Below are 24,837 nucleotides of genomic sequence, written 5' to 3' on the forward strand. Positions count from 1 at the left end.
GAACATGGGCAAGTCCTTCCCAGAGCGTCGTGAAGCGACTTCGGCGTGCGGCCCCGGTGGGAATCACCTGTCGCTGCGGCCAGAATACCTTCGGCGGATAAGGAACGAGCGGAAAATAAGTAGCCGAACGCTCCGCGGTCGGCGCGTTCGACCGCGGAGCGTTCGGCCACAATTTCAGACAGTCATTCTCCGCTCGCTCCTAACCAATCGGTACCAGTGAAAACCAAGTCCGCATTCTCAGCAGTGGGTGCCTCACCACAGGCCAGCCTGTTCCAGTTGTTTCGTCGCGGTCCCCGCCCAATCGCGGTTCGCTGCGGGGGACGCGGGACTGGGGTGCAGAATCCGCACGATTTCTGCGGAGGCATCCTCGTCGCTGGTGACTCGTTTCAAGCAGTTCTCAGCAAAGGCACCGACGCCGACCAAGTGGGTCCAGGGCAGGAGGCCGAGCACTTCACGCAGATGTTGATCGCAGCACTTTTGCAAGGCATCACGTTCGGCGATCGGTAGTTTGTCGGGAGTCCGATTTCGGCCGCTGTTCTCCATGAAAACGAGCGGGCAATAATTCAGGACAAAGTGTGTTTGAAAAAAGGCTGCTGGGGTTTGAAATCGATCCTGCGCGAGTCCCCACAACCGCCGTCCACTGACTTCACTGCGTTGGCAGGCGAGCCCTTCGATCGGTCGTTTGGGGTGCTCGTTCGGGACGTCGAGGACGTCGCCACGAATTTCCATCCAGTCCCGTACCGCAGCGATTTCACCGAACGGCACACCGGTTTGAGCCATCCCCCAGGGGCCTGGGTTCATACCCAAAAACAGGACACGAGCGGTCGATGCCGCTTGCGCGATATAACTTTGGTGCAGCTCCCAAGCGTAATCGAGCGGATTGTAAACATGGGTGACCGGATCGGCGAAAGCGAGCGCGTTGACATTGTCTCGCAACCGCTCGGCAGCGGCCACCAATCCCACGTGAAGCTTCCGATCCGCTGCCTTTGGGGGGGGGCGTCTCTTGGCACTCATCGGATGTTCTCTTTCTGGTTAAACACGTTCGGGGACTTGTTTCGGTTTGCTAGCCGTTTTCGCGGCGGCGAGCTGTTGTTCTAATGAGCCGAGTCGCGTCAGCGGGCGGGTGCCGAATGAGGTGATGCGGAATGAATTCCCCAAACACGCTTCAGGCTGCTCAAACCGCCAGATACTCATCCACGGCGTCTTGAAAAACCTCCGGATCGACGTGGCGATCGAACAGCAACTCCGTCAGCTTCGACAAACACGCCGCATGCACGTCGGCCCCGCGCAGGCATGTGCCTGCGGCATCCGCTTTGATTTCATCCCAGTCAGCGAGGTAAGCGGCGTCCCAGTTTTCATTCAGATCAATGGTGATACTCTGACCACGTGGCTGCCACTGCGGCGGCGCGTTCGGCGAGCGAGCCCACACGATCACGTCGTCTTCGTCATCGCTCGATGGTTCGTGGCCGAGGCCAGTAGGATTGTGAATGATTTCGATTTGGTCCACAGCGAATGCGGAGAAACACTCACGGTGGGCCGCCTGCATCTGCGTCAAGATCTCCCCCTTTTCGCATTGCAAGTCGCTGCCTAAAAGATCGGCTTGCTCGTCAATCCACCACAGTTTCTTGCAGCGTCGAGACTGGCGTTCGAGTAGCTCGCCGACGAGTTCGGGCCAGACCCGCTGTTTCAACGAGTGTGCTGTCCATGGCAAACCGGGCACGGTTTCGCCAGCGTGTTGTAGGAAATCGAGCAGGGGCGGGGCGGCGGGCGGGGCGATCGTTGCGGTCACTGCGCGGCAGGATGGGGTGACCCAAATCCCGCGGAAGTTCATCGCATCCATGCCCGCGATCGCCATCGACACCTTCTCCGGCGGCAGGTCTACCGACAAAACTCGGCAGTCAATTTGGGCGGCCGCGAACCCCGTTTCCAACGCGAATTGAGTCGGGTTCCCCGCGATGGGATGTCCGATGATTGCGATAATCGGTTCAGTCGTCCCGTCCATGTTCAGACTCGTGTGGAAGTGTGGAGATGGTGGGTGCCGGTCAACCGAGCATCCAATCAGAATAGGTACCGTACCCCACGGCCTAATCTAACCGAATATCACGACTCTCGGAACGGAAGTAAGGATGCCAAACCCGCCGATCCCACTGGACGGTTCGATCCACCATGAATTGACGTTGGGGCTGCTGTACGGATTCACCATGGTGCTGGCACTGAGCCACCCGAGAGGCTGCTCGCCACGGGCGTGGAGTCTGGCCGTGATCTCAGGGGGATACCTAGCCCTGGGGCTCTCCCAGTCGGCGGGATGGACGAGGGGAGAGGGCCATCAAATGGGCGGTCTCTGGACGAGCGATTCCATGCTCTGCCGCACTTGGATCCTAGCGGCGTTGGTGGGTTGGACGGTCGCATTGGAAGGCCTGCGTGAGCGAGTAAAACGTTTCGAGCGTCGCGCCCGCCAGTTCACGATTGCCGACCTAATCGTCACCGTGACGGGATTCGCGTTCTTCATCGCCGCCCTGCGGCACACATCACTGATCGAGCGTGGTCCCGTTTTCTGGGGTGGGATGGTGGTCATCGCGAGCGTGATCCCGCTGGCGGTGGTCGGATGGCGCGTCGATCGCGGGGCGATGCCGGGGATACAGCGCGGCTTGGCGGCTGCCGGCGCGAGCGTACTGGTTGTCGGTTTGGCGTTGGTCGACAGTGGCATTGCCCAGCCCGGAAAAATTGGCCTTGCCGAGGCGGTGACGCGATACGGGTGCCTGATCGCCGCTATGATGGCACCTCGTTTGATCGAACAATCCATTGCGGCAGCCGACTGGGCGGGCGTGAAACGATTGCTCCTGTCCGTCGTCGATCAATGTTCGCGACCGACGCGGGATGCCGACTGCCTCGAAACTCAACCCGATGACCATCCTGACACGTCCCCAATGTCGCGTACTGACCCGCGGCGAACTGACACGGCTGCAACTCCGCAAGCTCAACGGAATTTTAACCTCCTTGCCTGAGCATCCGCTCTACACGGGATCCATGGCAGGTTGTCAGTTGCCGCTGCGCGAGCTCGACGAGCTCGCTGGTTTCCCGTTGATTGCCAAATCGGATCTACTCGCGGCATCTCCCGGCGATCCCGGGCGGCTCTTTGCGCTGTCGACCGAGCGGTACACGCGATATCACCAAACCAGCGGCTCGCGGGGTTGGCCGATGCCCGTGCTCGACACGGCAGAGGACTGGGCATGGTGGTTGGAGTGTTGGCAGTATGTGCTTGACGCAGCCGAAGTGACGACTGCCGATATCGCGATGATGGCGTTTTCGTTCGGTCCATTCATCGGTTTTTGGTCGGCCAATGACGCCTTGGTTCAGCGGGGTGTGCTCGTCGTTCCCGGCGGTGGTCTGTCCAGCCTGGCACGACTGAATTTAATCGAGCAACAACGATGCACGGTACTGTGCTGCACACCCACCTATGCCCTGCATCTGGCCAGCGTCGCAGCGGAACACGCCGTGGATCTTTCGAAAAACAACGTCTCACGCATCATCGTTGCGGGCGAACCCGGCGGCAGTGTGCCGGCGATCCGTGAGGCGATCGAGTCCCAGTGGCACGCTCGCGTGATCGATCACGCCGGTGCCAGCGAACTGGGGGCGTGGGGGTTCGCCAGCGCCGACGATTCGGGACTGCAGATCATCGAATCCGAATTCATCGCTGAGTTTCTCGTCTTTGACCCCGTCAGTGGCGCGTCTCGGGCCGCCGCCGCCGGAGAGCTGAGTGAACTGGTGATGACCAACCTCGGACGCCATGGCGGTCCCGCGATCCGCTACCGAACCGGTGATATCGTGCGTCCCCAATGGGACCATGATCTGTCCTGCCGGTTTGTTTATCTGCCGGGCGGCGTGCTCGGGCGCACCGATGACATGATGGTGATTCGGGGCGTGAATGTGTTCCCGAGTAGCATCGAGGCGATCGTTCGTGAACTGGTTCCGACGGCCGAGTTCCGCATGATCGCGACTCGCCGTGAGGAGATGGACCAACTGCGAATCGAAGTGGAGAATGACGGTGCGACGGACATCGAAACGCCGTTGGCGGACTTGCTGCGGGACCGGATGGCACTCCGCATTCCGGTGACAATGGTCTCGCCGGGCAGTCTCCCGCGGAGTGAAGGCAAATCGCGGCGTTGGGTGGACGAGCGGCACTAAAAAACGATCCTCACACCTCACGGGCGGGTGGCTCTTCAGTTCGATTGCGCGATCGAATTTCCCATGATCGCCTCGTGCGAAGCGTCCAGCGGCTGGGAAAACCGGCGGAGCGTTCGGAGCACGATTTTTGCGACCTAGAAACTTTCCGCGTCGCTGGGAAATTCGCCCTGCCGGACCTGATCCCGATACCCGGTCGCCGCACCACGCAGTGCCGCGCCGAGGTCCGCAAACTGGCGGGTGAATTTGGGGGTGTAGCCCGAGGTCAATCCGACGATATCGTGGGTCACGAGGACTTGCCCGGACACGCTGCGTCCGGCGCCGATTCCGATCGTGGGCACCGAGACAGCGGCGGTGATCGCGGCGGCCACGGCGGCCGGCACGCACTCAATCAAGACTGTAAACGCGCCAGCGGATTCGGCCGCTTTCGCATCGGCAACCAACTTTTCAGTATCACGTTGCAAGCGATAGCCACCATCGACGTGAATGTTCTGGGGGCGGAGGCCGACGTGTGCCATGACCGGCACGCCGGCCGTGACAATTGCTTCGATTCGCCCTGCTTGTTCCGCACCGCCTTCGAGCTTCACCGCATGGCAGCGGGTCTCTTTGAGCACGCGGGCGCTAGCCTCGATGCTTCGGGTGATCTCGATCTGCCCTTCGGGAAAGGGTAGATCCACGACCACCATGGCGCGGCGGGCGGCACGGCCCACCATCTCGGCGTGATAAATCATCTGATCCATCGTCACCGGCAGGGTCGTTTCGTGGCCCTGGACGACCATCGCTAGCGAATCGCCCACCAACAAAACGTCAATGCCTGCTTCATCGAGCAATCTCGCCGTTGGAAAATCGTAAGCGGTCAGCATCGTGATCGCTTCACCTCGCTGCCGCATGGTCTGCAGCGAGCGAGTCGTGACACGTTTGGGGGATTCTTGCTCAGCAGGCATTGCGGTCGCTTAGGACAGGTCGTCGGCGTGGGCGGCAACGCTTCGCTGGGACCAGCGATACAGCACTGCAGCAGCGGCGACGACCACCACGGCGGCATACACCCAGGCATGCTGTGGCTCGGTGATATAGTGCAGCAGAGAATTGCCTTGGCCCGGCTGAGAATGACCGTGCCCCTCGTGAGCGAACAGTAAGGTGGCTGGAAGAACGCTTAAGAGGGTGGCAGAAAAGGCGCGGACCATGTTGAGTTTTCTCTCTCGAAATAGAAGGGGTTTAAAAGTAACGAAGTCGAAACGGGATGCTCAGACTTTTACGTCAGTATAGCGAACCTGACCAGTGCCCGGTGTGATCGAACCGATGCGGTGGCAATCGATGCCGAGTGATTGCATCTGTCCCGTGATACTGCCAGCATAAAACTCATTGACGATGATTGCCATCCCGATTCCCATATTGAATACGCGTCGCATTTCCGAGGAGGCCACGCTACCGTGCTTTTGCACCCAGGTGAAAATAGGGTGGGGCGTCCAGGACGTCGGATCGATGACGGCGTCGACACCCTGGGGCAAAATCCGATCAACGTTTTCTTCGAGTCCGCCGCCGGTGATGTGGGCGATGCCATGCAGCACCTGTTTGACCCGATAATGCGACTGGATCGCGCGAATGGCAGAGGTGTAAATTCGTGTTGGCTGCAAACAAACATCGCCGAGTGAATCGCCCCCGAACTCGTCCGGGCAGTCATCCCAACCCGCACCGCAGTCGGCGATGACCTTTCGCACTAGCGAAAAACCGTTGCTGTGCAGTCCCGATCCCGCCAACCCCAGCACCACGTCACCGGGAGCGATTAAATGCCCATCGATCAATCGTTTGCGTTCGACAACACCGACGGCAAATCCTGCTAAATCGTAGTCGTTGGTGCCGTACATATCCGGCATGATCGCAGTCTCGCCGCCCAACAGCGACATGTCACCGGCCACGCAGCCATCACTGATCCCGGAAACAATCCGCTCCAACCGGGCGGGGTCGTCGCGTCCCATCGCGACGTAGTCGAGAAAGAACAACGGCTCGGCGCCCGTGCAGATCAAATCATTGACGCACATCGCGACCAGATCAATGCCCACGGTATCATGCCGATCGAGCGACTGGGCGACGACGAGCTTCGTGCCGACGCCGTCGGTACCGCTGACGAGGACGGGCTCCTCGTAATTTCTCGCAAACAGTTTGCCGTCAAAATCGAGTCGAAACAGCCCCGCGAACCCGCCATCACTCGGCAGCACACGAGGACTGAATGTGCGATGCATCAACCGAGGCAATCGGCTCATCGATTCCGCATACACGTCGAGATCGACGCCAGCGTCTTTGTAGGTCGCAGCCATGAGGAAAGGCAGAAGGGGAGTCGGGAGAGGGGGAGAGAATGGACGAAAGGGCTCGATTCTCGCGGGCCCTGAGAACTTATCGGCACGACTCGATCATGACGACCCGGCCTATCATGACGCCCCCATGTGTCCATGGCGACCCCATGTGTCCATGGCGACCCCATGTGTCCATGGCGACCCCGTGTGTCCATGGCGAGAGGCGACTATCATGCGGGGCGTGAATACCGGCGAGCAGCAGAACACGGGTGGCGACGAGGCGGAGACTCGCTCGCGATGGCAAATCGCCGATGAATTGCTGCTGAACCGGTTTGGACACAGCAAGCTGCTCCCCGCCCAGCGGAAAGTGATCGACGCCGTCCTGCGTGGGCAGAACGCGCTCGCCGTGTTGCCGACCGGGCACGGCAAGAGCCTGTGTTTCCAATTACCCAGCCAAATATTGCCGGGTTTGACCGTGGTGGTCTCGCCGCTGGTCTCGCTAATGAAAGACCAGTGCGATTCGCTGGCCCGGAAGGGGATCGTGGCCCTGCGAATCGACCAGACGATTTCGTCGGCGGAGTTCGCCTCGGCGTGGCAGAAACTGCACGCCCGGCAGGCCAAACTGCTCTACCTGGCGCCCGAGCGGTTTTTCAACGAACGTTTCGCGGCCCAACTCGGAGCGCTGCCCATTTCCTTGCTCGCCGTTGACGAGGCCCATTGCATGAGTCAGTGGGGGCACCATTTTCGGCCCGACTACTTACGCATCGCCGAGCTTGTCGATCGCTACCAGATTGGTCAAACGCTCGCCCTGACCGCCACCGCCACCACCGCGGTGGTGCGTGACATCCGCAAAGCGTTCACGATTGAGGCCAAGCACACGATTCGAATGTCGCCCCACCGCAGCAACCTACGTCTGATCTGCACGCCCGCCAGCAGTGGTGAGCGGGATGCGGTGTTGATCGACCGGCTCAAAGCGGGCCGTTCGCGTCGCCGCGGCCCCACGTTGATCTACACCACTCGCCGCAATACCGCCGATCAACTCGGTGAAACGCTTCGCGAGGCGGGTCTGGAACCACTGGTCTATCACGCGGGACTGTCCAGTGCCCAACGCGACGACGTGCAACGCTCCTTTGTTCAATCGTCCAACGCGATTCTGATCGGCACGATCGCATTTGGGATGGGCGTCGACAAAGCCGACATCCGCCGGGTGATTCACTATAACCCGTCCCAGTCGGTTGCAGCCTACAGCCAAGAGATCGGCCGCGGTGGCCGCGATGGGAAACCGTGCCAGTGCGAAACGCTGTTGGTCGGCGGCGACGAAGTCGCACTGGGGAACCTGGCGGCGGGAGATTTACCGAGCGCCACGTCACTGAAAGGTTTACTCGACCGGCTGATCGGGCAACGCGAACGATTCTATCTTTCGCTCGGCAAACTCGGTTGGGAAATCAATCTCTCCACGCCCGCCCTGGCCACGACCCTGATTCGACTGCAAACACTCGGGTACCTACGCTGCCTGCCGATGCGGTATGACACCTACCGCATCACCCCCAAGTTCACCAGCGAAGTGATCACCAACCAATGTGCCCCCGAACATCGCGACGCCGTGCAGGCGGTGTTGGCATCGCTGGCAAAAGGACGTCGCGGCTTCCGCGTGAATTTGATCGTCGCGGCGGAACAGTATCAGATCGATCGTGAGCATTTGATTGCCGCGATCGAGCAAACCGCCATCGCAGGATTGTGGAATGTCGACGCGGCTGACTCCATGCACGGGTACGAATGGGTAAAACCGATCAAACGCCGCCGATCGGTCATCGATGCGCTAGGGCGACACGCATTCGAACAATTCGAAAAAAATATCGAGCGAGTGGAGGACATGATGCACTTTTTGCAGCGTTCGGACTGCCTCGCGATCGGCCTGGCCGAACATTTCGGGCACCGTCGCAAGCGTCCCTGTGGCCGCTGCAGCGTGTGTTTGAGCAACGCGTCGGGCGTGTCGCCGAAATCGCCCGGGATCGAGCACGATGCTGCTCCGACCGGTGCCCTCGGTGCCCCGCGCGTGACGATCGGACGTTCGGCGATGATGTCGCTGCAAACTGCGCGGGACCGGTATCCCGACCTCTTTTCAGAACCGCTCGATCAAGCGAAATTTCTGTGCGGGCTCAGTACTCCACACTTTCGCCGGTTTCGGGTGGCCCGGGATCCCGGTTATGGTGTCTGTACCGATGTCCCGTTTCAACGCGTGCTCGCCGCATGCACGAATCGCGACAGCCCCCCGTAGGATGGGACCATTGTCCCGTCCTGAAGATTGCCCCGTCCTGAAAATCATTCCGTCCTGAAAATCGCCTGCTCGCTCGGGACAATGGTCCCGAGCTACTGAACCCACACGAAAAACGAAATCAACCACATGATTACCATCGTCGACTATCAAATGGGAAACCTGCGGAGCGTCCAGAAGGCGGTCGAGCGGGCTGGCGTGCCCGCGAGGATCAGCAGCGACCCGGGCGAAATCGCGGCGGCAGAACGATTGATCCTGCCCGGCGTGGGCGCTTTTGGTGACGCCATCGCGGAAATCCGCAGTCGCGATCTGGAATCTCCGATCAAAGATTTTTTGGCAGCGGACCGTCCCTTTCTCGGTATCTGCTTGGGCCTGCAGATGCTCTTTGAGCAAGGCTTCGAGCATGGCACCCACGAGGGGCTGGGCGTGATCGCCGGCGATGTCGCCAAGTTCTCGCTGCCACCAACCTACAAAGTACCGCACATGGGCTGGAACACCGTCGAGATAGGTCCCGCTGGCGCGGATCTTGGCATCCCGGCTCAAACGCACTTTTATTTCGTCCACTCCTATTACGTGCGGCCGGCCGATCCGGACGTTGTCGCGTTGACATGCGATTACGGCGGCCCGTTCTGCGCAGCGATTCGGCGCGGCAACCTGTTCGCGACCCAGTTCCACCCGGAAAAGAGTCAACAGGCAGGATTGCAATTGATCGAACGCTTCGCCCACGGCAACCTGATTTCCAATCCAACCGCGAGCTGACCATGAATGCCCACCTTGATACCGCCGTCGATCCAGCGAATACTGCCCGCATGACCACGCCCGCCGATCACCGACTCAGCAGCGACGAGGGTGGGCTCGGCGTCGTTTTCTCGTGGCAGACCGATCGTTTCACGCATGTGATCCAGGCCGCTGATGACCGGCGGCTGATCAGCATCGAAGGCTCCCCTGAAGACGATTGGCCGACCGCGGCCGCGATCTCGCAACTCTCGACAGAAATCATTGAGGGTCGCCCCACCATCTTGGGCGTCGGCTGTAGCGGCACGACTCATTTCAGTGTCAGCGTGCAGCTCGATGATGGCGCTGATGGCGTCGATGGCGAGCCCGTCATCCGATTCGATTGGGCGGCCCGACTTGCCAAGCCGCTCAGCGCTGCCGACGTCGCAAGTCCGGGCACCCTCCCGGGCCAACACGAAACGCCGCTGGCGTGGCTTGGTAGCACCTATCGGCTTCCCACCGGCGATCCATCGGAGTGGGACGTCGACATGATCACTGGTACCTTGACCGAGCCCAACTCAGACGACCGCGAAGGGCGTCTGAGTCTGCAGCCGACTCGCATCGACGAGGTACGGACGGTCGTGTGGTCGTATCGAATCAAAATCAAATCGGCAACGAGCGGGAAATGACGGCCTGCATTGGTGATCCAATGCTCTGCGGCCGACCATTCTGAACGCCGAGCGTGCGGCCAGTATGTTCAGATCCGTTGAATGAGCTGCCGCGGCTTTCCGACGCGAGAGCCGAGCGACCATCTCGCCCAGCTGGTGAGCTGATCGCGTTGACAGGTTGGAGTAGAATATCTCGGTTCCGTCGCGACGTCCCCTTCATTCTGGACCCACCATGTCACCCATCACCCCCCGCCGCCATTTTCTCGCCGCTGCTGCCGGAACGGGTTTACTCAGTAGCACGGCACCCTCGTCGCAGGCAAGTGAACGATCTGAAATGCCTTCCCAAACGCCTGGACAGGCCGGGCCCACCACGCCCCAACTATCGCTCAACACCAGTACCATCCGCGGCCAAAAGCTCTCGCTGCCGGAGCAGATACGCGTCACGTCCGATGCTGGCTACGATGCGATTGAGCCGTGGATCGGCGACTTGCGGAGCTACGTCGAAGGTGGCGGAACGCTTGCAGAACTGCGCCGCCAACTCGACGACGCGGGGCTCGGGCTCGCAGGGGCGATCGGGTTCGCCAAATGGATCGTCAATGACGACCGCCAGCGTGCTGCGGGACTCGACGAAGCCCGGCGAGACATGGAAATGGTCCGCCGTCTCGGCGGTGTCCGCATGGCCGCCCCACCGATTGGTGCCCACACGGCCGAGGCGCTTGCCGCAGGGGGGCCAATTGAGTTAAAGGTGGTCGCCGAACGGTATCGCGCGTTGCTGGAGGTAGGGGAAGAGGTGGGTGTGACGCCACTGCTCGAGTTATGGGGATTTTCGCCGACGCTCAGTCGTCTGGAGGAGCTCGCCTATGTCGCGACGGCCACGGCGCATGACCGTGCCGCTGTACTGCCGGATTTCTATCACATCTACAAAGGCGGCAGCGACATGGCGTCGCTCGGTATGATCGAAGCCTCGCGGATGCCTTTGTTTCACATCAATGATTACCCCAGCGATCCGCCTCGTGCCACGATCAGTGACAAAGACCGCGTCTTTCCTGGCGACGGTGTCTGTCCGCTGGTGCCGACCATCGCGATGTTGCTGGGCAATGGCTTCACCGGCACCTTCTCGCTCGAACTATTCAACCCCGGCTACTGGAAACGCCCCGCCGAGGAAGTGGCCCGGGAAGGCTATGTGAAATCACGTGCGGTTATTGACGCCGCGATACAGAGCGTGTGACCGCGACCGTCGCGATGCGACGGCAGTCGTTCTCCCGGCCGCCGACAAAACGCTCAAGCCCCTCTCAACCCTCGTCACCGCGGATCCGCCCCTGCTGCTTGACGAAGCGTGTGACGCCGACGACGAACAGCACTGCCCCGGTGACCAACAACACGATGCCGAGGGCCAGTTTGTCGTGCATGTCGCCGAAAAACTTGATCACGGTGGCGCCCGTGCCGGCGATCATCAAAGACGTTCGCGCGTACGAGAGCAGCGTTCGCTCATTAGCGAGATCCGTCCGGATCAGGGCCAGTTCGTTGCGGCGGTCAGGAATGATCGGCGGAGGTTCGGACGAAGGCATGCGAGAATTCAAAACAATCGATTGATGCCATTGAGCGCCGCGACGCGGTAGGCCTCGGCCATGGTGGGGTAATTGAACGTCGTCTCGATAAAGTACTCGACGGTGTTGTGTTCATCGGGTTGGTTCATGATCGCTTGACCGATGTGAATAATTTCGGATGCATTGGCACCGAAGCAGTGCACGCCCAGGACCCGTTTCGTCTCGCGGTGGAAGAGCAGTTTAAGCATACCAACGGTTTCACCGGTGATTTGAGCGCGGGCGAGCGAACGAAACTGCGAGTGCCCCACTTCATAGGGCACGCACTGCTCGGTCAATTCCTTCTCGGTGCTGCCAACGGAGCTGATCTCGGGGCTGGTATAGATCCCAGCGGGAATGTCGTTCAAACGCAGATTGCCACTTGTTTGCCCGAGCATGTGCATGCCCGCGGCACGGCCTTGCGTGTAGGCGGCGCTGGCCAAAGAAGGGACACCGATCACGTCGCCGACGGCGTAAACATGGGGCAGGCAGGTTTGGAACTGTTCGTCGACCTGAATTTGTCCACGTCGATCCGCTTCGATCGGCAGATGCTGCAACCCCAGATCTTCCGTGTTGCCCTGCCGCCCATTGGCCCAGAGTAACACGTCGGATTTCAGCACCTTGCCGCTCTTGAGGTGCAGGACCACGCCGTCATCGCGTCCTTCGATGCGATCCATTGTCTCATTGTGCCGAATGATCACGCCTTGGTCTCGCAGATGATACGACAGGGCGTCAATGATCTCGTCGTCGAGAAACTCGAGCAATTTCTCGCGGGTGTTGACCAGGTTGACTTTAATGCCGAGGTTGCGAAACATCGATGCGTACTCCGTGCCGACCACACCGGCGCCATACACCGTGATCGTGCTCGGCTTATCTTTCATGTCGAGAATCGTGTCACTGTCGAAGATATGACGGTGCGTGAAATCGACATCGGAGGGGCGGTAGGGTCGCGATCCCGTTGAGATCACAAAATGTGCGGCGGTGATCGGCTCCCCATTGTCGACCGAAACGGTGTGCTCATCGAGAAAACGGGCTTGGCCCCGATGGATGGGCACGTTGTTACGGTCATAGAACGATTGCCGCATCGTGACCTGACGACCAATGATCGCTTGGGTCCCCCGGCGGAGTTGTTCCATCGTCGGTGAGACAGTGAATCCGAGCTCCCGCATCACTGGGTTGGAGAGCGCTTTCATGGTGCTGGTGACGGCATAGCGGAGCGCTTTGCTAGGGATCGTCCCCCAGTGGGTGCAGCCGCCACCGATCTGACGGTATCGCTCGGCGACCCCCACCCGCCAGCCACCCTTGGCGACTTGCATTGCCGCCCCCTCGCCGCCGGGGCCCGTACCGATTACGAACAGGTCATAATCGTATTGCGCCCGCTCGGCGTGCGGCATCGGTTGCGCTACCGGCTCAGGGAATGCGGACGCACGGGAGGTTTCACTCGCGGAGGTTTCTGCGGCGCCGATCGGGGTGCTGGTCGAGCTCAATTTCGAACTTTCTGTTTTCGGAAGTCTTGAAATTATGAAATACGGGATGTGTCCCTAGCCGGGTGATTCTGGTTGAATCAGCAGCGAGAGAGGGTGATTCTTGAATTCCGCCAACCCCCAGGTTTTACGATGTTGCTAGCCTGCGTCCAGACCGATGTCCAATTTGCCGCAGTTGAGGCGAATTTGAAGACCGTGACCGACATGCTTGAACGGTTGGGACGCCAACAGGTCGAATTGGCCGTTTTCCCCGAGTGCATGTTAACCGGATACGCATTCGAGAGTCGATCCGAAGCCAGCGCGGTCGCAGTGCACGAGGATGGCCCCGAGATCGGGAAAATCATCGCAGCGTCCCAGCGGAGTGGGGTGGCCCTGACGGTGGGCACGCTACTGGCTGTCGGGGAGCAGTTATTCAACGCCGCCCTGCTGATCGACGGCAGCGGCATCGTGGGGCGATACCACAAAATCCATCTGCCGCATCTCGGCGTGGATCGGTATGTCGATCGTGGCGAGATTCCCTACCAAGGGTACACCCTGCACGGCAGCGGAGCACGCGTGGGGATGGGGATTTGCTACGACAGTTCGTTTCCCGAGCCAATGCGTGTGCTCGGACTCGATGGCGCCGACATCATCGCACTGGGCACGAACTGGCCCGTCGCCGCGTCACGAACCGCCGAGATCGTCCCGCCGGCCCGGAGCATGGAAAATCACTTATTTTTCGTCGCGGCGAATCGCATCGGTTCCGAACGAGGCTTTGACTTCTGCGGCCTCAGCTCGATCTGTGGTCCCGACGGCGTCGAGTTCGCCCGCGCCGTCGCAGACGAGTCCACGGTCTTACTCGCAGACGTCGACCTACAGGCAGCCCGCAACAAACGCATTGAGCGAACGCCAGGAAAACATGTCATCGATCGGTTTGCCGATCGTTGCCCCGAATTCTACGATGCGATCACCACCCCCCTCCGCGATCTCTGAAGCAGCCCGCGAGGCACCCTCTAATTTTTTGAGAACAACGAATGACCGATTCTGAGCAACTCCCGATTGAAATTTCCGTCGCCCAGCTCGATCTCATGCGGAAAGCGAACGACGACTTCGTCTTGCTCGACGTGCGTGAACCGGCGGAATACGAAACGGCGCGGATCGACGGCTCGCGGCTGCTGCCGATGAGCGAATTGCAGACCCGTTTCGGTGAACTGCTGCCCCACCGCGATGACCACATCGTTGTGCAGTGCCATCATGGGGGACGAAGCATGCAAGTCGTCCAAGCACTCCGGCAAGCGGGATTTTCGCGTACCCAGAACCTCGCCGGTGGGATTGACCAGTGGTCGATTGAGGTCGACACGGCGGTCCCAAGATACTGAATAGAGACCCCTCGATTCGGACAAACTGACGGGGCTTGACGCCCGTGCCCGAGTTTGGGCTTGCGGCTGAGCGTAAAATCGCCATACTGCCGTGCTTCTAAAAAATCCACAACTCACCTACCATTTTTGTCAGACCGGTTCCCGCCATGACGGACGTCATTCAAGCCACCAAAAGAGACTCTACCGGTACCGCAGCGACGACTCGCCTGCGACGAGAAGGAAACGTCCCTGCCGTCCTATATGGGCACGGGGAAGCGAACGAGCACCTGTCCATTTCGGCCGTGCAAGTGAAGGGTCTGCTCCGGCATCACACCAAGACCGTAACCCTGACCGGCGATGTCAATGAAACTGCCTTGGTCAGCGACATGCAGTGGGACCCATTGGGTATCGAAGTGCTGCACCTCGACCTGATCCGCGTTAATCTGCAAGAAAAAGTCGATGTCACCGTCTCAATCGAGACGCACGGCGAGGCAGCAGGAACCCGTGAAGGCGGTATCTTCCTGGAAAATCTTCGTGAAGTCGACGTGCGTTGCTCGGCGGGAGCGATCCCTGAGAGCCTCGTGCTGGACGTGAACGAACTGCATCTTGGTGACCAAGCCACTGCCGCCGATCTGCAACTGCCCGATGGCGTCGAATTGGTGACGGATCCCGAAACGGTGATCGCACACATCGAAGCTCCGCGTGCCGAAGCAGAGACCGAGGACGCAGGAAGTGCTCTCGGCAGTGAACCTGAAGTCATCAGCAAGGGTGGTGGCGGAGAAGACGAAGAGGCGTGAAATTGGTTGTGGGACTGGGGAACCCCGGTCGCAAGTACGAGCAAACACGCCATAATATCGGATTCATGGTCGCCGCGCAATTGTGTCGCGAACATGGCGGGGTTGCCCCCAGTAAAAAATTCGATGGCGAAATTTGCGAAATCCGCATCGGCTCCGAGAAGACGTTGGTGTTGTGCCCGCATACTTATATGAACGCGAGCGGTCAGAGTGTCCGCAAGGCGTTCGATTTTTATAAACTTAACCCCGAGGACTTGATCTTAATTTGTGACGATTTGAATTTGGCCAGTGGACGAATTCGCGTCCGCCGTGGCGGTTCAGCGGGAGGCCAAAAAGGTCTCGCCGACACGATCACCCACCTGGGGACAGAACAGTTCCCTCGGTTGCGGATCGGAGTCGATCGACCGCCTGCCAAATGGCAAGTCACTGATTATGTTCTTGGTAACTTTAGCGAAGAGGAAAAACCTGAGATCGAACTCGCCGTCATGCGATCGTGTGATGCGATTTCGTGCTGGGTTTCCGAGGGGATCGGCGAAGCGATGAGCCGGTTCAACTCCAACACAGCGTAACGTTTTCCCCCTTCCAACCCCGTTCTTTACTTCCACAACTCTTCCGATTTCCCCGCGATCTGACCCGTGGCTAACGTCAAAACCTACGAAACATTGTTTATCCTCGATAGCAATCACTACGCCCGTGATCCGGGCGGAGTGAGCAAGCAGCTAGAGGAGCTCGTTGCCGAAGCCGGTGGCGAAGTGCTTGTCAGCCGGATGTGGATGGAGCAAAAGCTCGCCTATCCAATCGACAAGCATCAAAAAGGCACCTACTACCTAATTTACTTCAGCATGGATGGCCCGAACTTGCCGAAATTGGCTCGTTCGCTCACCCTCAATGAGTCGGTCGTTCGTGAATTGACCATTCGACTCGATCCACGACTGGTCGAGCCAATCCTCGCCAACGCACGTGGCGAACACTTCAATGGTCCCCAAGGTGACGAAGCGGCCGAACCCGGCGACGCCGACGGCGCTAGCGAAGTGGGCGAGAGCGCCGACGAGCCCGCTGTCGCAGACGCCTGAACCTGACTCGCTGCTGGGTGCTCTCGACAACAGCGAGTTGATCCAGTTTACGATGTGAGATGACCTGAGGAGATTTCAGCCATGGCAAGTTATAACCGTGTAATGTTGATGGGTAATTTAACCCGTGACATCGAGCTGCGCTATTTGCCCAGTGGCGTGGCGGTCTCCGAATTTGGCCTGGCGGTCAACGACAAACGCAAGAACAGTGACGGGCAGTGGGTCGAGGATGTCAATTTTTTCGATATCACGCTCTACGGACGCACTGCGGAAGTCGCGAGCGAATACCTGTCCAAAGGGAGTCCTATTTTCATCGAGGGTCGACTTAAGCACGACACTTGGGAAAAAGACGGCCAAAAGCGTTCGAAGGTCAAAGTGATCGGCGAGCGGATGCAGATGATCGGCGGTCGTAGCGATAGCGGTGGCAGTCATGGTGGTTCGGTTCATGAATCGACGGCCGCCCCCCAACGTTACGTCAACGCCAATAATGACTCGGCTCCGCCCCCGGCGTCGCCGGCTCAACAACCCCGCGACGCCCAACCAACCGGCAACGGTCCCGGTTACGATGAACCTGAAATACCATTTTAAAGGTGTCCGCCCGGAAAGGGCCTGACCCTCTGTTATCAGTACACAATCTCAATTACCCAACCCATTCGCAGTCACCCCGTTTTTTAGCCATTCGCCATGTCCAAAGCTGCCACTCGTCGGTCCAACAGCCACTTCAAACGTTTGCCCAAAGGGGAAAACGGCGGGATTCAACTGCTGTTGATCCACAACGTCGAACACCTCGGCAAGCAGGGTGATTTGGTCGAAGTCAAATCCGGCTTTGCGATGAATTTTCTGCTGCCGCAAGGCCTCGCCACCATCGCCACCGACCACCACAAGCGAATGGTCGAAAAGCACCGGGAAAAACTTCGCGAAATCGAAATCCAAAAGCTCCAGAGCTATCAGGAGCAAGCCGACGAGTTGGCCAAGCAATCGATCACCATCGAAGCCAATGCCAACGACGAAGGTCACCTCTACGGCAGTGTCGGACCTCACGAAATTGTCGACTCGCTCAAGGCCGCTGGCGTTCACTTGGCCCAAGATCAAATCCGGCTCGATGGCCCGCTCAAGGAACTCGGCCTGTACACCGTCAAGGTCCACCTGCACAGCGAAGTGCAAGCCAGCCTGAAGGTTTGGGTCGTGCCGACGGTTGCATCCGAATCCGGCGAACTCGGTGCCGAATAGAGCAGCTAGCGACTAGCTGACCGCTTCTCGCGGGGCCGTGGCGGAACTGGCAGACGCGCTGGATTTAGGATCCAGTTCCTTTACTGGAGTGCAGGTTCGATTCCTGTCGGCCCTATTGATTAGCAAAAAAGGACTTACGGCAATTCGCCGTGAGTCCTTTTTTTTTGGTTGGCCGGAGCATCCCGCACCACCCCTCAGGGCATGTCAACCCACCACCCGGAGCGACGACGGCACACGGCCGGGGCCAGCGTCGACGATGCGGTCCTCCGGTGCATCGAAATCTCAGGTAAGACTTCTTGCGGGCGATGGCGTCCGAAGGCGACCTTCGCATGTTGGAGTGGGCTGGCATGGATTATGATGGGAGCGTGCTCTGGGAATCACCAGTCGTCGCCATGTCATGGCTACGGGAGACCACGTTGACTTTTCTCCACGCCGCCATTCGCAAGTCCTGAGGCTCACTCTCGATGCTCCTGATTCTTTCTGACCTCCGTGTGACTTCCTGCACGTTGTTACTGCTCGGCCTGCTCAGCATCCCGGCGGCGGCGATCGCCGAGCCACCTGGCGAGCGAGCGGCCCTGAATTGGCCAAGGTTCCTCAACAGCGATTTCAGCGGTGCCGCGGAGCTGGGGAACGCTGCGGATTGGCCGTGGCAACAGCCGACTGCCTGTCGCTGGAGCCTTTCCGTAGGCGATGGCTATGGACTGGGCGTGATTGACCAGGGTGCCTACTTTCACTTCGATGCGATCGACGGGCAAGAGCGTCTTCGCAAGATCGACCTGCAATCGGGCGAGCTGCTGTGGTCAGAGTCAAACCCGCTGTCCTATCGAGATCTGTACGGCTACGAAACGGGGCCCCGGTGTAGCCCCACGATTGCCGGCGAGCAGATTTTTACGTTCGGTGTCGCGGGCGGATTGACCTCGCGAAGTACTCGCGATGGAAAAACCCAGTGGCGTGTCGAAACGAACGAGCGGTACCATGTCGTCCAAAATTTCTTCGGTGCCGGCTCGTCGCCGCTCGTGCTCGGTGATGCCGTGATGGTGATGGTCGGCGGCAGTCCCGAAGCGGACCAAAGAATTGCCCCTGGGCGACTGGAACGTGTTTCGCCGGACGGCTCGCTCGTGGTGGCGTTCGACCGACACACCGGCGAGGAGCTTTGGAAGTGTGGCGATGACCTGGCCAGCTACAGCAGCCCACGCCCGATTCGCATCGATGGTCGTGAGTATGTGTTAATGTTTGCCCGACAGGGTTTGCATGTGATCGATCCGCAGCATGGCAAATGCATTGGCCAGTTCCCCTTTCGCTCAAACCTTGTTGAGAGTGTTAATGCGATGGTGCCGGTTGTCGATGGCAATCGAGTCTTGATCAGCGAGTGCTACGAGGTCGGTGCGACCCTTGTGGAAATCACCCTCAACGGGGGCGAGGCCGGGTTTGAAGTCCTCTGGCACGACGAACCGGGCAATCGTCGTAAGCAGAGTTTACGCTCACACCTCTCGACGCCCATTTTGGAGGATGGCTTTCTGTACGCATGCAGCGGCCGGAACGCACCGGATAGCGACTTTCGCTGCGTTGAGTTTTCAACCGGAAAGGTGCAATGGACATCTCTTGAACGTCGTCGCAGTACCGCATCGCGGGCCGGCAATCTGCTGTTGGTGCTCGAAGAAAGAGGGGAGCTGCACCTGCTGCGCTGCACACCCCAGCGATTTGAGGAGATCGCAGTCTGGCCGCTCGATACGGATGCGGAGAACCGCCCGGCAATCACATACCCCTGCTGGGCCGCCCCCATCATCGCCAGCGATTGCTTTCTCGTCCGCGGCGACGACACCCTGTTATGCCTCGAACTCCCCGCCCACCCCTAACAGGCTGTTGATCTCGCCGAAGGGCGACCGCGCCGACGCCGATGACCACGCCGATGACCACGCCGATGACGGTGATCGGTACGTCAATCGTCGGACGAGTGAAAGTGGCGAGTGAAAGTGGCGAGATTGAAGGCCCGTTTCGTAATCAAGGACTCCCGCAAAGCGGACGACTGATGCGAGTAAATGCATGACACTGCGGTCGCTCTCGATTATCCTGTTCAGGCTGTCGATTCCATGAGCCGCGTGCTGTGAGGCAGCGGGTAACATCGCTGTCGGTTGAATGAACCGATCCCCGTAAGGCATCGGGCCAACACCGCCCACCCCAGTCGCTCACGCGACTCGTCTCACTCCATCGGCAGCCCGTTTTGAGAAACCCCATCAGCTTCCGCACAAGGTACACTCATGCAACGTCGTGATTTTCTAGCTGGACTCGCCGCCGCCTCGGTCACTGGTCCGTCAGCGTTCGCTCGCGGGCCGATCGAACGGAGCGGTCCGCCGAGGCTGAACATCGGATTGGCCGCCTACTCGCTGCGAGCATACTTTGGATACTCGCGAGGCAAACGTCAGGCCATTGCGGCGGGCGACACTGAGATCGATATGTTCGATTTCCTCGACTACTGCGTCGCTCAAAATTTCGCAGCCGCGGAACTGACCAGCTACTTCTTTCCACCTGAATGCGATCACGCGTACCTGTTATCGTTGCGACACGCAGCCTTCATACGTGGTCTGGAGATTTCGGGTACGGCAATCGGAAATAATTTTACGGTTGGCAAAGGCCAGCGACTCGATGACGAAGTTGCGGCGGCCAAGCAATGGATCGATCGCGCCGCGATCCTCGGTGCACCGCATGTTCGTTTCTTCGCGGGCACCGCGAAGGATCTCAACCAAGACACCGCCCGACTCGACGAGGCCATCGAGGCACTCGGCGAATGCGCCGCGCATGCAGCGACCAAGGGTATCTTCATTGGCGTGGAGAACCACGGGAATTTAACAGCCACCAACATGCTTGAAATCATGCGGCAAGTGGACAGCCCATGGATTGGTATCAATCTCGACACCGGCAATTTCCACAGTGAGGATCCGTATGCCGATCTCACCGCCTGTGCGCCCTACGCGGTCAACGTGCAAGTCAAAGCCAGCATGAAGACACCCCTTGGGAAGGTTTATCCCGCCGACTTACCAAGGATTGGCAACATCCTGAAAGACGCCGGCTACCAGGGGTTCGTGATTCTCGAATACGAAGACGAACGACCCTACGCGAATATCCCCCAGGTCCACAGCGAGTTACGTCGAGCACTCGGTTAGTTGCCAATCGCGTTGGCACATCGTTTGCGTTAAGGATTCCTTTGTATCCGCGTTGTTGTTGAATGCGGAATCAATTTGGCCTTAGCGGAGAGAATGAAATGTATATTGGTGGTGGAATACTAGGAACGATTTTGTTGGTACTGTTAATTCTATTCGTAGCCCGACGTGTTTGAGCTACCGATCGGCAGGCTGCAGTCAGCTCACCCGCCGGCTGTACAGCCACCATTCGCCCAGCAGCACGGCGAGCACGAGCATTAGAAGTAACCGCCAATACTCATGGCGGGATTCGATGCCCGCGCTGGCTGCGGACACTTTTTGAAAACCAAGCTCGACATCTGGCTTGGTTGCAATACTGCTCTCTTGCAGATCGAACAGATTGATCGCGAAACGATCAACGACCTTGGAAGCGGGATGACCGTCACTCCCTCCACGGGCAGCGGCTACCGCCTCCGTGCTGACGAGTTGATAATTACCCGGCTGATTCGTCTGCACAATTTCGATGTTGCCACCTTCACCGATCGCGAGTTCCTCAAGCGTTGCGTCGCGATCATCTTCATCCGTCCGTACTAGGTCGACGTGGTGGATCACGCTCTCGAGTCGTACCGGAACCGTTTCACCGGGCTGGTACGAAGGGGCTGCTGACGAGGCGGCGGCACCGGCGAGATACCGCAGCACGTTGAGCAGGAAAACCGGCCACGAACGCTCGGCATACCAGTTGGTGTTCGCTTGGGTAATGCCATCGGCATCTTCGTCGACCAACGCGAACCCCAACACGAGATCACGATAGCCGCCGCGCGGCGCGACGGCCATGACCGTGCCGAGGTCTGATTCCACCAGCGTGGAGGTGCCTTCAGGGCCTTGGACACCGCGACCTGAAAAGACGAGTAGCGAATACATCTCGAGGTACCGCAAGATCGGATGCGTACGATCAATGTCGATCAACGTCAAACTATCCTTCGGAGTCGTCCACTTCCAATCTTCGCTAGGCAGCTCGCCGATCGTGAAGGTATTGGTCGCGGGCAGTTTCGGCGGCCCGCAACGATCGAAAATCATCAAGTCATCGCTACCTGCGGCGGCGCGTTGGACGTACGCGTCGGTCTTTAAGTAATCCGGGGCGACGAACTCACACGCAGCAATCCGCTTCGCTTTCTCAGTGGTCAGCCCCAGTTCCAGTGGACGATTTCCCTCCGTGACAACGAGCACAGAGACCAGGCCGGAGGGAGTCAGGGCGGCGTAGGCGGTATTATCGATCGACAGGTCATCGTCGACGTCGAGGGTGAAACGCAAACGGACGGCGTCCGCTGCTTCGACGGTGAACGACATGCCGCTCTGTTCACCCGGGGCGATGGACACTCCCGTCGCGTCGACGAGTCGGCCCTCGAGATACAAGGACGCCTCAGTGGACACGGGCTCACCCCCTGCATTGACGACCGTCGCGAACGCTTCGATTTGGGCGGGATTTTGCAGGTTTCGCGTGGCCGAAAAGGAGGTGATGGCAAGGTTTTTACTCTGCTCCGATCCGATCGCATGGTAGACAGGTTGCAGATTCCCGAGATCAAAATCGATCGCCGCTGGAAAATTACCGTCGCTGAAGAGCTGCAGTTCGGCGGGCATTGCCTCGGCGACCGATTCGCTGTCAGGATCATCTGTCGCCGAAATCCGCCGCGGATTGGCCAGCCCATCGGCGGCGCGGAGTGCTGCGAGAATGTCCGTTGGACGATTGGTCACCTGGCAGCGATCAAGGGCTTCCCGCAGACGGCCACGATCGGACGTGAACGCCTGCATGACTTCGGCGCGGTCGCTGAACGTGATCAGCATCGCTGACTCATGATCCTGCATCGACTCGATCCGCTCTCCGATGCGTGCGCGAGCTTGCTCAAACCGCGTTTGCGATCGCTCACCGTCAGCATCCGCCGCCGGGGCCTGCATGCTCGCCGAGGTATCGAGCAAGAACACGATCCGGCCGAGCGAACTGGTTTGACCGCGAACCCCAGGTCGAAGCAACGCGGCCGTCGCCAACAGCACGGCCAGCAACTGCAGCAGCAACAGGATGCTGTTGCGGAGCCGTTGCAACAAACTATTGACGTGCAAATCTTCAATCGTCCGAGACCATAAATAGGTACTCGGCACCTCGACGGGTTCCCGTCGCAGTTTTAGAAAGTACATCAGGATGATGCCGATCGGAACTGCCGCGAGCACCGCCCAGGGCCACGTGCCCGTCAGGGCTGGGATCCAACTCAGTGCGGCGAGTAGCGGAACCATTGCAGTCATCGGACGACTCCCCGAGAGCGAAGGTACTTCGTCATGACCGTTTCGACGGGCGTGTCGGTCGGCACCAAGACATGCATGATCGACCGCTGAGCGCAATATTGCCGCGCGTCGTGCAGGAACGCATTGAGGGTTTCATGGTACTGGTCGATCACATACTGATTGACGGTAATCTCTGCGGCGTCACCGTCTTCGACATCGATCAGACGACGATCGCCCCGCAGCGGTGGATCGAGTTCCTCTTGCGAGAGCACTTGCAAAACAAACACGTCCATCTGGCGACCGATGAGCATCCGCAGCGCCGATTCGTAACCGGACTTGTCCATCAGATCCGTAATCAGCACGACGACCCCCGTCGACACGCCACGGAGCACGAAGTCCTTGACCCCCTCGTGCAGCGACGTGTTGGCCGACGGATCGTGACTCGGTGCAGGCACGAGGCCATCGAGGTATTGCAGCATTTTCCACAAACCACCACGTGAGCGGATGACGGGTGCGGACTTGCCGGCATTCCCCAACGCCTGCACACATACGCGATCACCGCGGCACAGACCGATATACCCGAGTGCGGCGGCGAGCTGCTTGGCCACCCGTAACTTGTTGGGCGTGCCGAAGTTCATCGATGCACTGGTGTCGATGAGCGCGTAGAAATGCAGATCTTCCTCTTCCTGGAATAGCTTCAGGAATAACTGGTCCAATCGCGCGTACAGATTCCAATCAATCAGTCGCAAATCGTCGCCGGGCACATAGTTGCGAAAATCGGCGAACTCAACGCTCTGACCCTTCCGCCGGCTGATCCGCTCACCCTTCATTCGCCCTCGAAAAATTTTCCGCGAGACCAACTCAAGCCTTTCGAGTCGGTGCAGCAGTGCCGGAGATAGCAGCGGACCGGCCTGAGCGCTATGGGCCCCAGGCGTTGCCGCCGATGGCGGATCGGTAGTGAGATCAGTGGTATCAGACATGTTCCCTAGGATAGCCGAAATCCACATCGCGGCGGCACTGGCTGGCGAGCCGGATTCCGATCCACTAGATTCCTTGTGACCAAGACCATCGCCGTACCGGCCCAAGCGACGCGGAGCCTGTCGTCTGGGCCGGCGTCCTCAGGAAAATCTCACCAAGGAAATCGATTTGATTAGCGCAATCGCAGGGACGCTCAGCCACGTTGACGAAACGAGCATCACGATCCAGGCCGGCCCGTTTGACTACGAGGTGTTCGTCGGCGATTTCACGCGTCGGCAACTGCAGCCGAAAATCAACGAACAGATCCGCCTGCACACACTTAATTACATTGAAGGCAATACAGCGGGAGGCCGACTGACGCCTCGATTGATCGGATTTTTGACGCTGCCCGAACGGCAGTTTTTTGATCTGTTCTGTAGCGTTGATGGTGTGGGGGCGAAAAAGGCGTTGCGGGCGATGGTGCGTCCGGTGCGTGAACTCGCGGTGCTGATTGAGGAGCAGGACAGCAAGTCGCTGTCGGCGCTGCCGGGGATTGGCCCGGCGACAAGCGAACGGATTATTGCCAAACTACGCCGCAAAATGCCCCGTTTTGCCCTGATGGTGACCGGGGATGAGCTCAGTGGCGGGGCTGCCGAAACCTCCCCTGTTGTCGAGGAAACCTACGAGGCGCTCGTGATGCTCGGTCACAGCGAAGCGGACGCGAGGCATTTGATCGATGAAGCGGTCGCGAGCGGCAAGAAGTTCAAAGACACCGAGTCGTTGTTGACAGCGATCTACCAGAAATCGAAGTAGCCCTCCGAACGCGAGTGAACCTGATACA

The 24,837-nt window shown here is 59.3% G+C and carries 25 protein-coding genes and 1 tRNA gene; 17 read left to right on the forward strand and 9 right to left on the reverse strand.

Features of this window, described 5'->3' with window-relative positions:
• Positions 1–252: 252 nt before the first annotated feature.
• On the reverse strand, positions 253–1,014 hold the full coding sequence (locus tag SH410x_RS28550; protein ID WP_473673041.1) for a uracil-DNA glycosylase family protein: 762 nt from the start codon (positions 1,012–1,014) through the stop codon (positions 253–255).
• Between the two features lie 160 nt (positions 1,015–1,174).
• Complete coding sequence (locus SH410x_RS28555; protein ID WP_473673043.1) at positions 1,175–2,002, reverse strand: shikimate dehydrogenase; 828 nt, start codon at positions 2,000–2,002, stop codon at positions 1,175–1,177.
• Between the two features lie 124 nt (positions 2,003–2,126).
• Here SH410x_RS28555 and SH410x_RS28560 point away from each other — a divergent pair, with 124 nt between their 5' ends.
• Both SH410x_RS28560 and SH410x_RS28565 read left to right on the forward strand, forming a co-directional pair.
• On the forward strand, positions 2,127–3,005 hold the full coding sequence (locus tag SH410x_RS28560; protein ID WP_473673045.1) for a hypothetical protein: 879 nt from the start codon (positions 2,127–2,129) through the stop codon (positions 3,003–3,005).
• The gene (locus SH410x_RS28565) at positions 2,905–4,185 is read left to right on the forward strand and encodes an acyl-CoA synthetase family protein (protein WP_473673047.1); all 1,281 of its coding nucleotides are present in this window, start codon (positions 2,905–2,907) and stop codon (positions 4,183–4,185) included. Before SH410x_RS28560 ends, SH410x_RS28565 begins: the two co-directional genes overlap by 101 nt.
• Before the next feature lie 134 nt (positions 4,186–4,319).
• Here the strand turns inward: SH410x_RS28565 and panB are convergent, their stop codons facing one another.
• Genes panB through purM form a run of 3 tightly spaced genes read right to left on the reverse strand, consistent with a single transcriptional unit; the run spans position 4,320 to position 6,497 of the window.
• Positions 4,320–5,126, reverse strand: coding sequence for a 3-methyl-2-oxobutanoate hydroxymethyltransferase (panB, locus tag SH410x_RS28570; RefSeq protein WP_473673049.1), 807 nt, complete (start codon positions 5,124–5,126; stop codon positions 4,320–4,322).
• A 9-nt stretch (positions 5,127–5,135) separates the two neighbouring features.
• Positions 5,136–5,366: a hypothetical protein gene (locus tag SH410x_RS28575; protein ID WP_473673051.1), complete on the reverse strand. Its 231-nt coding sequence runs from the start codon at positions 5,364–5,366 to the stop codon at positions 5,136–5,138.
• A 60-nt stretch (positions 5,367–5,426) separates the two neighbouring features.
• Positions 5,427–6,497: a phosphoribosylformylglycinamidine cyclo-ligase gene (gene purM / locus SH410x_RS28580; protein WP_473673053.1), complete on the reverse strand. Its 1,071-nt coding sequence runs from the start codon at positions 6,495–6,497 to the stop codon at positions 5,427–5,429.
• Between the two features lie 151 nt (positions 6,498–6,648).
• On the opposite strand from purM, the gene SH410x_RS28585 reads away from it, so the two are divergent.
• The 4 genes from SH410x_RS28585 to SH410x_RS28600 all read left to right on the forward strand — a co-directional run bounded on the left by SH410x_RS28585 (position 6,649) and on the right by SH410x_RS28600 (position 11,358).
• Positions 6,649–8,751 carry a RecQ family ATP-dependent DNA helicase gene (locus tag SH410x_RS28585; RefSeq protein ID WP_473673055.1) on the forward strand — a complete coding sequence of 701 codons (2,103 nt, stop codon included), beginning with the start codon at positions 6,649–6,651 and terminating at the stop codon, positions 8,749–8,751.
• A 126-nt stretch (positions 8,752–8,877) separates the two neighbouring features.
• On the forward strand, positions 8,878–9,507 hold the full coding sequence (hisH, locus tag SH410x_RS28590) for an imidazole glycerol phosphate synthase subunit HisH (protein ID WP_473673057.1): 630 nt from the start codon (positions 8,878–8,880) through the stop codon (positions 9,505–9,507).
• A 2-nt stretch (positions 9,508–9,509) separates the two neighbouring features.
• Positions 9,510–10,151 carry a hypothetical protein gene (locus SH410x_RS28595; RefSeq protein WP_473673059.1) on the forward strand — a complete coding sequence of 214 codons (642 nt, stop codon included), beginning with the start codon at positions 9,510–9,512 and terminating at the stop codon, positions 10,149–10,151.
• Positions 10,152–10,362: 211 nt separating this feature from the next.
• On the forward strand, positions 10,363–11,358 hold the full coding sequence (locus tag SH410x_RS28600; RefSeq protein WP_473673061.1) for a sugar phosphate isomerase/epimerase family protein: 996 nt from the start codon (positions 10,363–10,365) through the stop codon (positions 11,356–11,358).
• 64 nt (positions 11,359–11,422) lie between these two features.
• Here the strand turns inward: SH410x_RS28600 and SH410x_RS28605 are convergent, their stop codons facing one another.
• Both SH410x_RS28605 and sthA read right to left on the reverse strand, forming a co-directional pair.
• Positions 11,423–11,698 (reverse strand): DUF202 domain-containing protein, encoded by a 276-nt coding sequence (locus SH410x_RS28605; RefSeq protein WP_473673063.1) that lies wholly within the window; start codon positions 11,696–11,698, stop codon positions 11,423–11,425.
• 8 nt (positions 11,699–11,706) lie between these two features.
• The gene (gene sthA, locus SH410x_RS28610) at positions 11,707–13,200 is read right to left on the reverse strand and encodes a Si-specific NAD(P)(+) transhydrogenase (RefSeq protein WP_473673065.1); all 1,494 of its coding nucleotides are present in this window, start codon (positions 13,198–13,200) and stop codon (positions 11,707–11,709) included.
• A 129-nt stretch (positions 13,201–13,329) separates the two neighbouring features.
• Here sthA and SH410x_RS28615 point away from each other — a divergent pair, with 129 nt between their 5' ends.
• The 10 genes from SH410x_RS28615 (at position 13,330) to SH410x_RS28660 (ending at position 20,789) form a co-directional block, all read left to right on the forward strand.
• Positions 13,330–14,169, forward strand: a complete 840-nt coding sequence (locus tag SH410x_RS28615; RefSeq protein WP_473673067.1) for a carbon-nitrogen hydrolase family protein — start codon at positions 13,330–13,332, stop codon at positions 14,167–14,169.
• Positions 14,170–14,210: 41 nt separating this feature from the next.
• A complete protein-coding gene (locus tag SH410x_RS28620) occupies positions 14,211–14,555 on the forward strand; it encodes a rhodanese-like domain-containing protein (protein WP_473673069.1) in 345 nt (114 codons plus the stop codon).
• Positions 14,556–14,701: 146 nt separating this feature from the next.
• Positions 14,702–15,331 (forward strand): 50S ribosomal protein L25, encoded by a 630-nt coding sequence (locus tag SH410x_RS28625; protein WP_473673071.1) that lies wholly within the window; start codon positions 14,702–14,704, stop codon positions 15,329–15,331.
• On the forward strand, positions 15,328–15,897 hold the full coding sequence (gene pth / locus SH410x_RS28630) for an aminoacyl-tRNA hydrolase (RefSeq protein ID WP_473673073.1): 570 nt from the start codon (positions 15,328–15,330) through the stop codon (positions 15,895–15,897). The genes SH410x_RS28625 and pth overlap by 4 nt, the downstream gene beginning before the upstream one ends.
• 66 nt (positions 15,898–15,963) lie before the next feature.
• The gene (gene rpsF / locus SH410x_RS28635; protein WP_473673074.1) at positions 15,964–16,401 is read left to right on the forward strand and encodes a 30S ribosomal protein S6; all 438 of its coding nucleotides are present in this window, start codon (positions 15,964–15,966) and stop codon (positions 16,399–16,401) included.
• A gap of 81 nt (positions 16,402–16,482) precedes the next feature.
• On the forward strand, positions 16,483–16,986 hold the full coding sequence (ssb, locus tag SH410x_RS28640; RefSeq protein ID WP_473673076.1) for a single-stranded DNA-binding protein: 504 nt from the start codon (positions 16,483–16,485) through the stop codon (positions 16,984–16,986).
• Between the two features lie 96 nt (positions 16,987–17,082).
• Entirely contained in the window at positions 17,083–17,628 is a 546-nt protein-coding gene (gene rplI / locus SH410x_RS28645) for a 50S ribosomal protein L9 (RefSeq protein ID WP_473673078.1), read from the forward strand.
• Between the two features lie 31 nt (positions 17,629–17,659).
• A tRNA-Leu gene (locus SH410x_RS28650) sits at positions 17,660–17,743 on the forward strand.
• A 349-nt stretch (positions 17,744–18,092) separates the two neighbouring features.
• Positions 18,093–19,484 (forward strand): outer membrane protein assembly factor BamB family protein, encoded by a 1,392-nt coding sequence (locus SH410x_RS28655; RefSeq protein WP_473673080.1) that lies wholly within the window; start codon positions 18,093–18,095, stop codon positions 19,482–19,484.
• Between the two features lie 402 nt (positions 19,485–19,886).
• Positions 19,887–20,789, forward strand: coding sequence for a sugar phosphate isomerase/epimerase family protein (locus SH410x_RS28660; RefSeq protein ID WP_473673082.1), 903 nt, complete (start codon positions 19,887–19,889; stop codon positions 20,787–20,789).
• A 195-nt stretch (positions 20,790–20,984) separates the two neighbouring features.
• Here the strand turns inward: SH410x_RS28660 and SH410x_RS28665 are convergent, their stop codons facing one another.
• Together SH410x_RS28665 and SH410x_RS28670 are read right to left on the reverse strand one after the other, a co-directional pair.
• The gene (locus tag SH410x_RS28665) at positions 20,985–23,060 is read right to left on the reverse strand and encodes a VWA domain-containing protein (RefSeq protein ID WP_473673084.1); all 2,076 of its coding nucleotides are present in this window, start codon (positions 23,058–23,060) and stop codon (positions 20,985–20,987) included.
• Positions 23,057–24,046, reverse strand: a complete 990-nt coding sequence (locus SH410x_RS28670) for a DUF58 domain-containing protein (RefSeq protein ID WP_473673087.1) — start codon at positions 24,044–24,046, stop codon at positions 23,057–23,059. Before SH410x_RS28670 ends, SH410x_RS28665 begins: the two co-directional genes overlap by 4 nt.
• A 139-nt stretch (positions 24,047–24,185) precedes the next feature.
• On the opposite strand from SH410x_RS28670, the gene ruvA reads away from it, so the two are divergent.
• Positions 24,186–24,809 (forward strand): Holliday junction branch migration protein RuvA, encoded by a 624-nt coding sequence (gene ruvA / locus SH410x_RS28675; protein WP_473673089.1) that lies wholly within the window; start codon positions 24,186–24,188, stop codon positions 24,807–24,809.
• Positions 24,810–24,837 lie beyond the last annotated feature (28 nt).

Source organism: Rhodopirellula sp. SH410 (assembly GCF_055811895.1).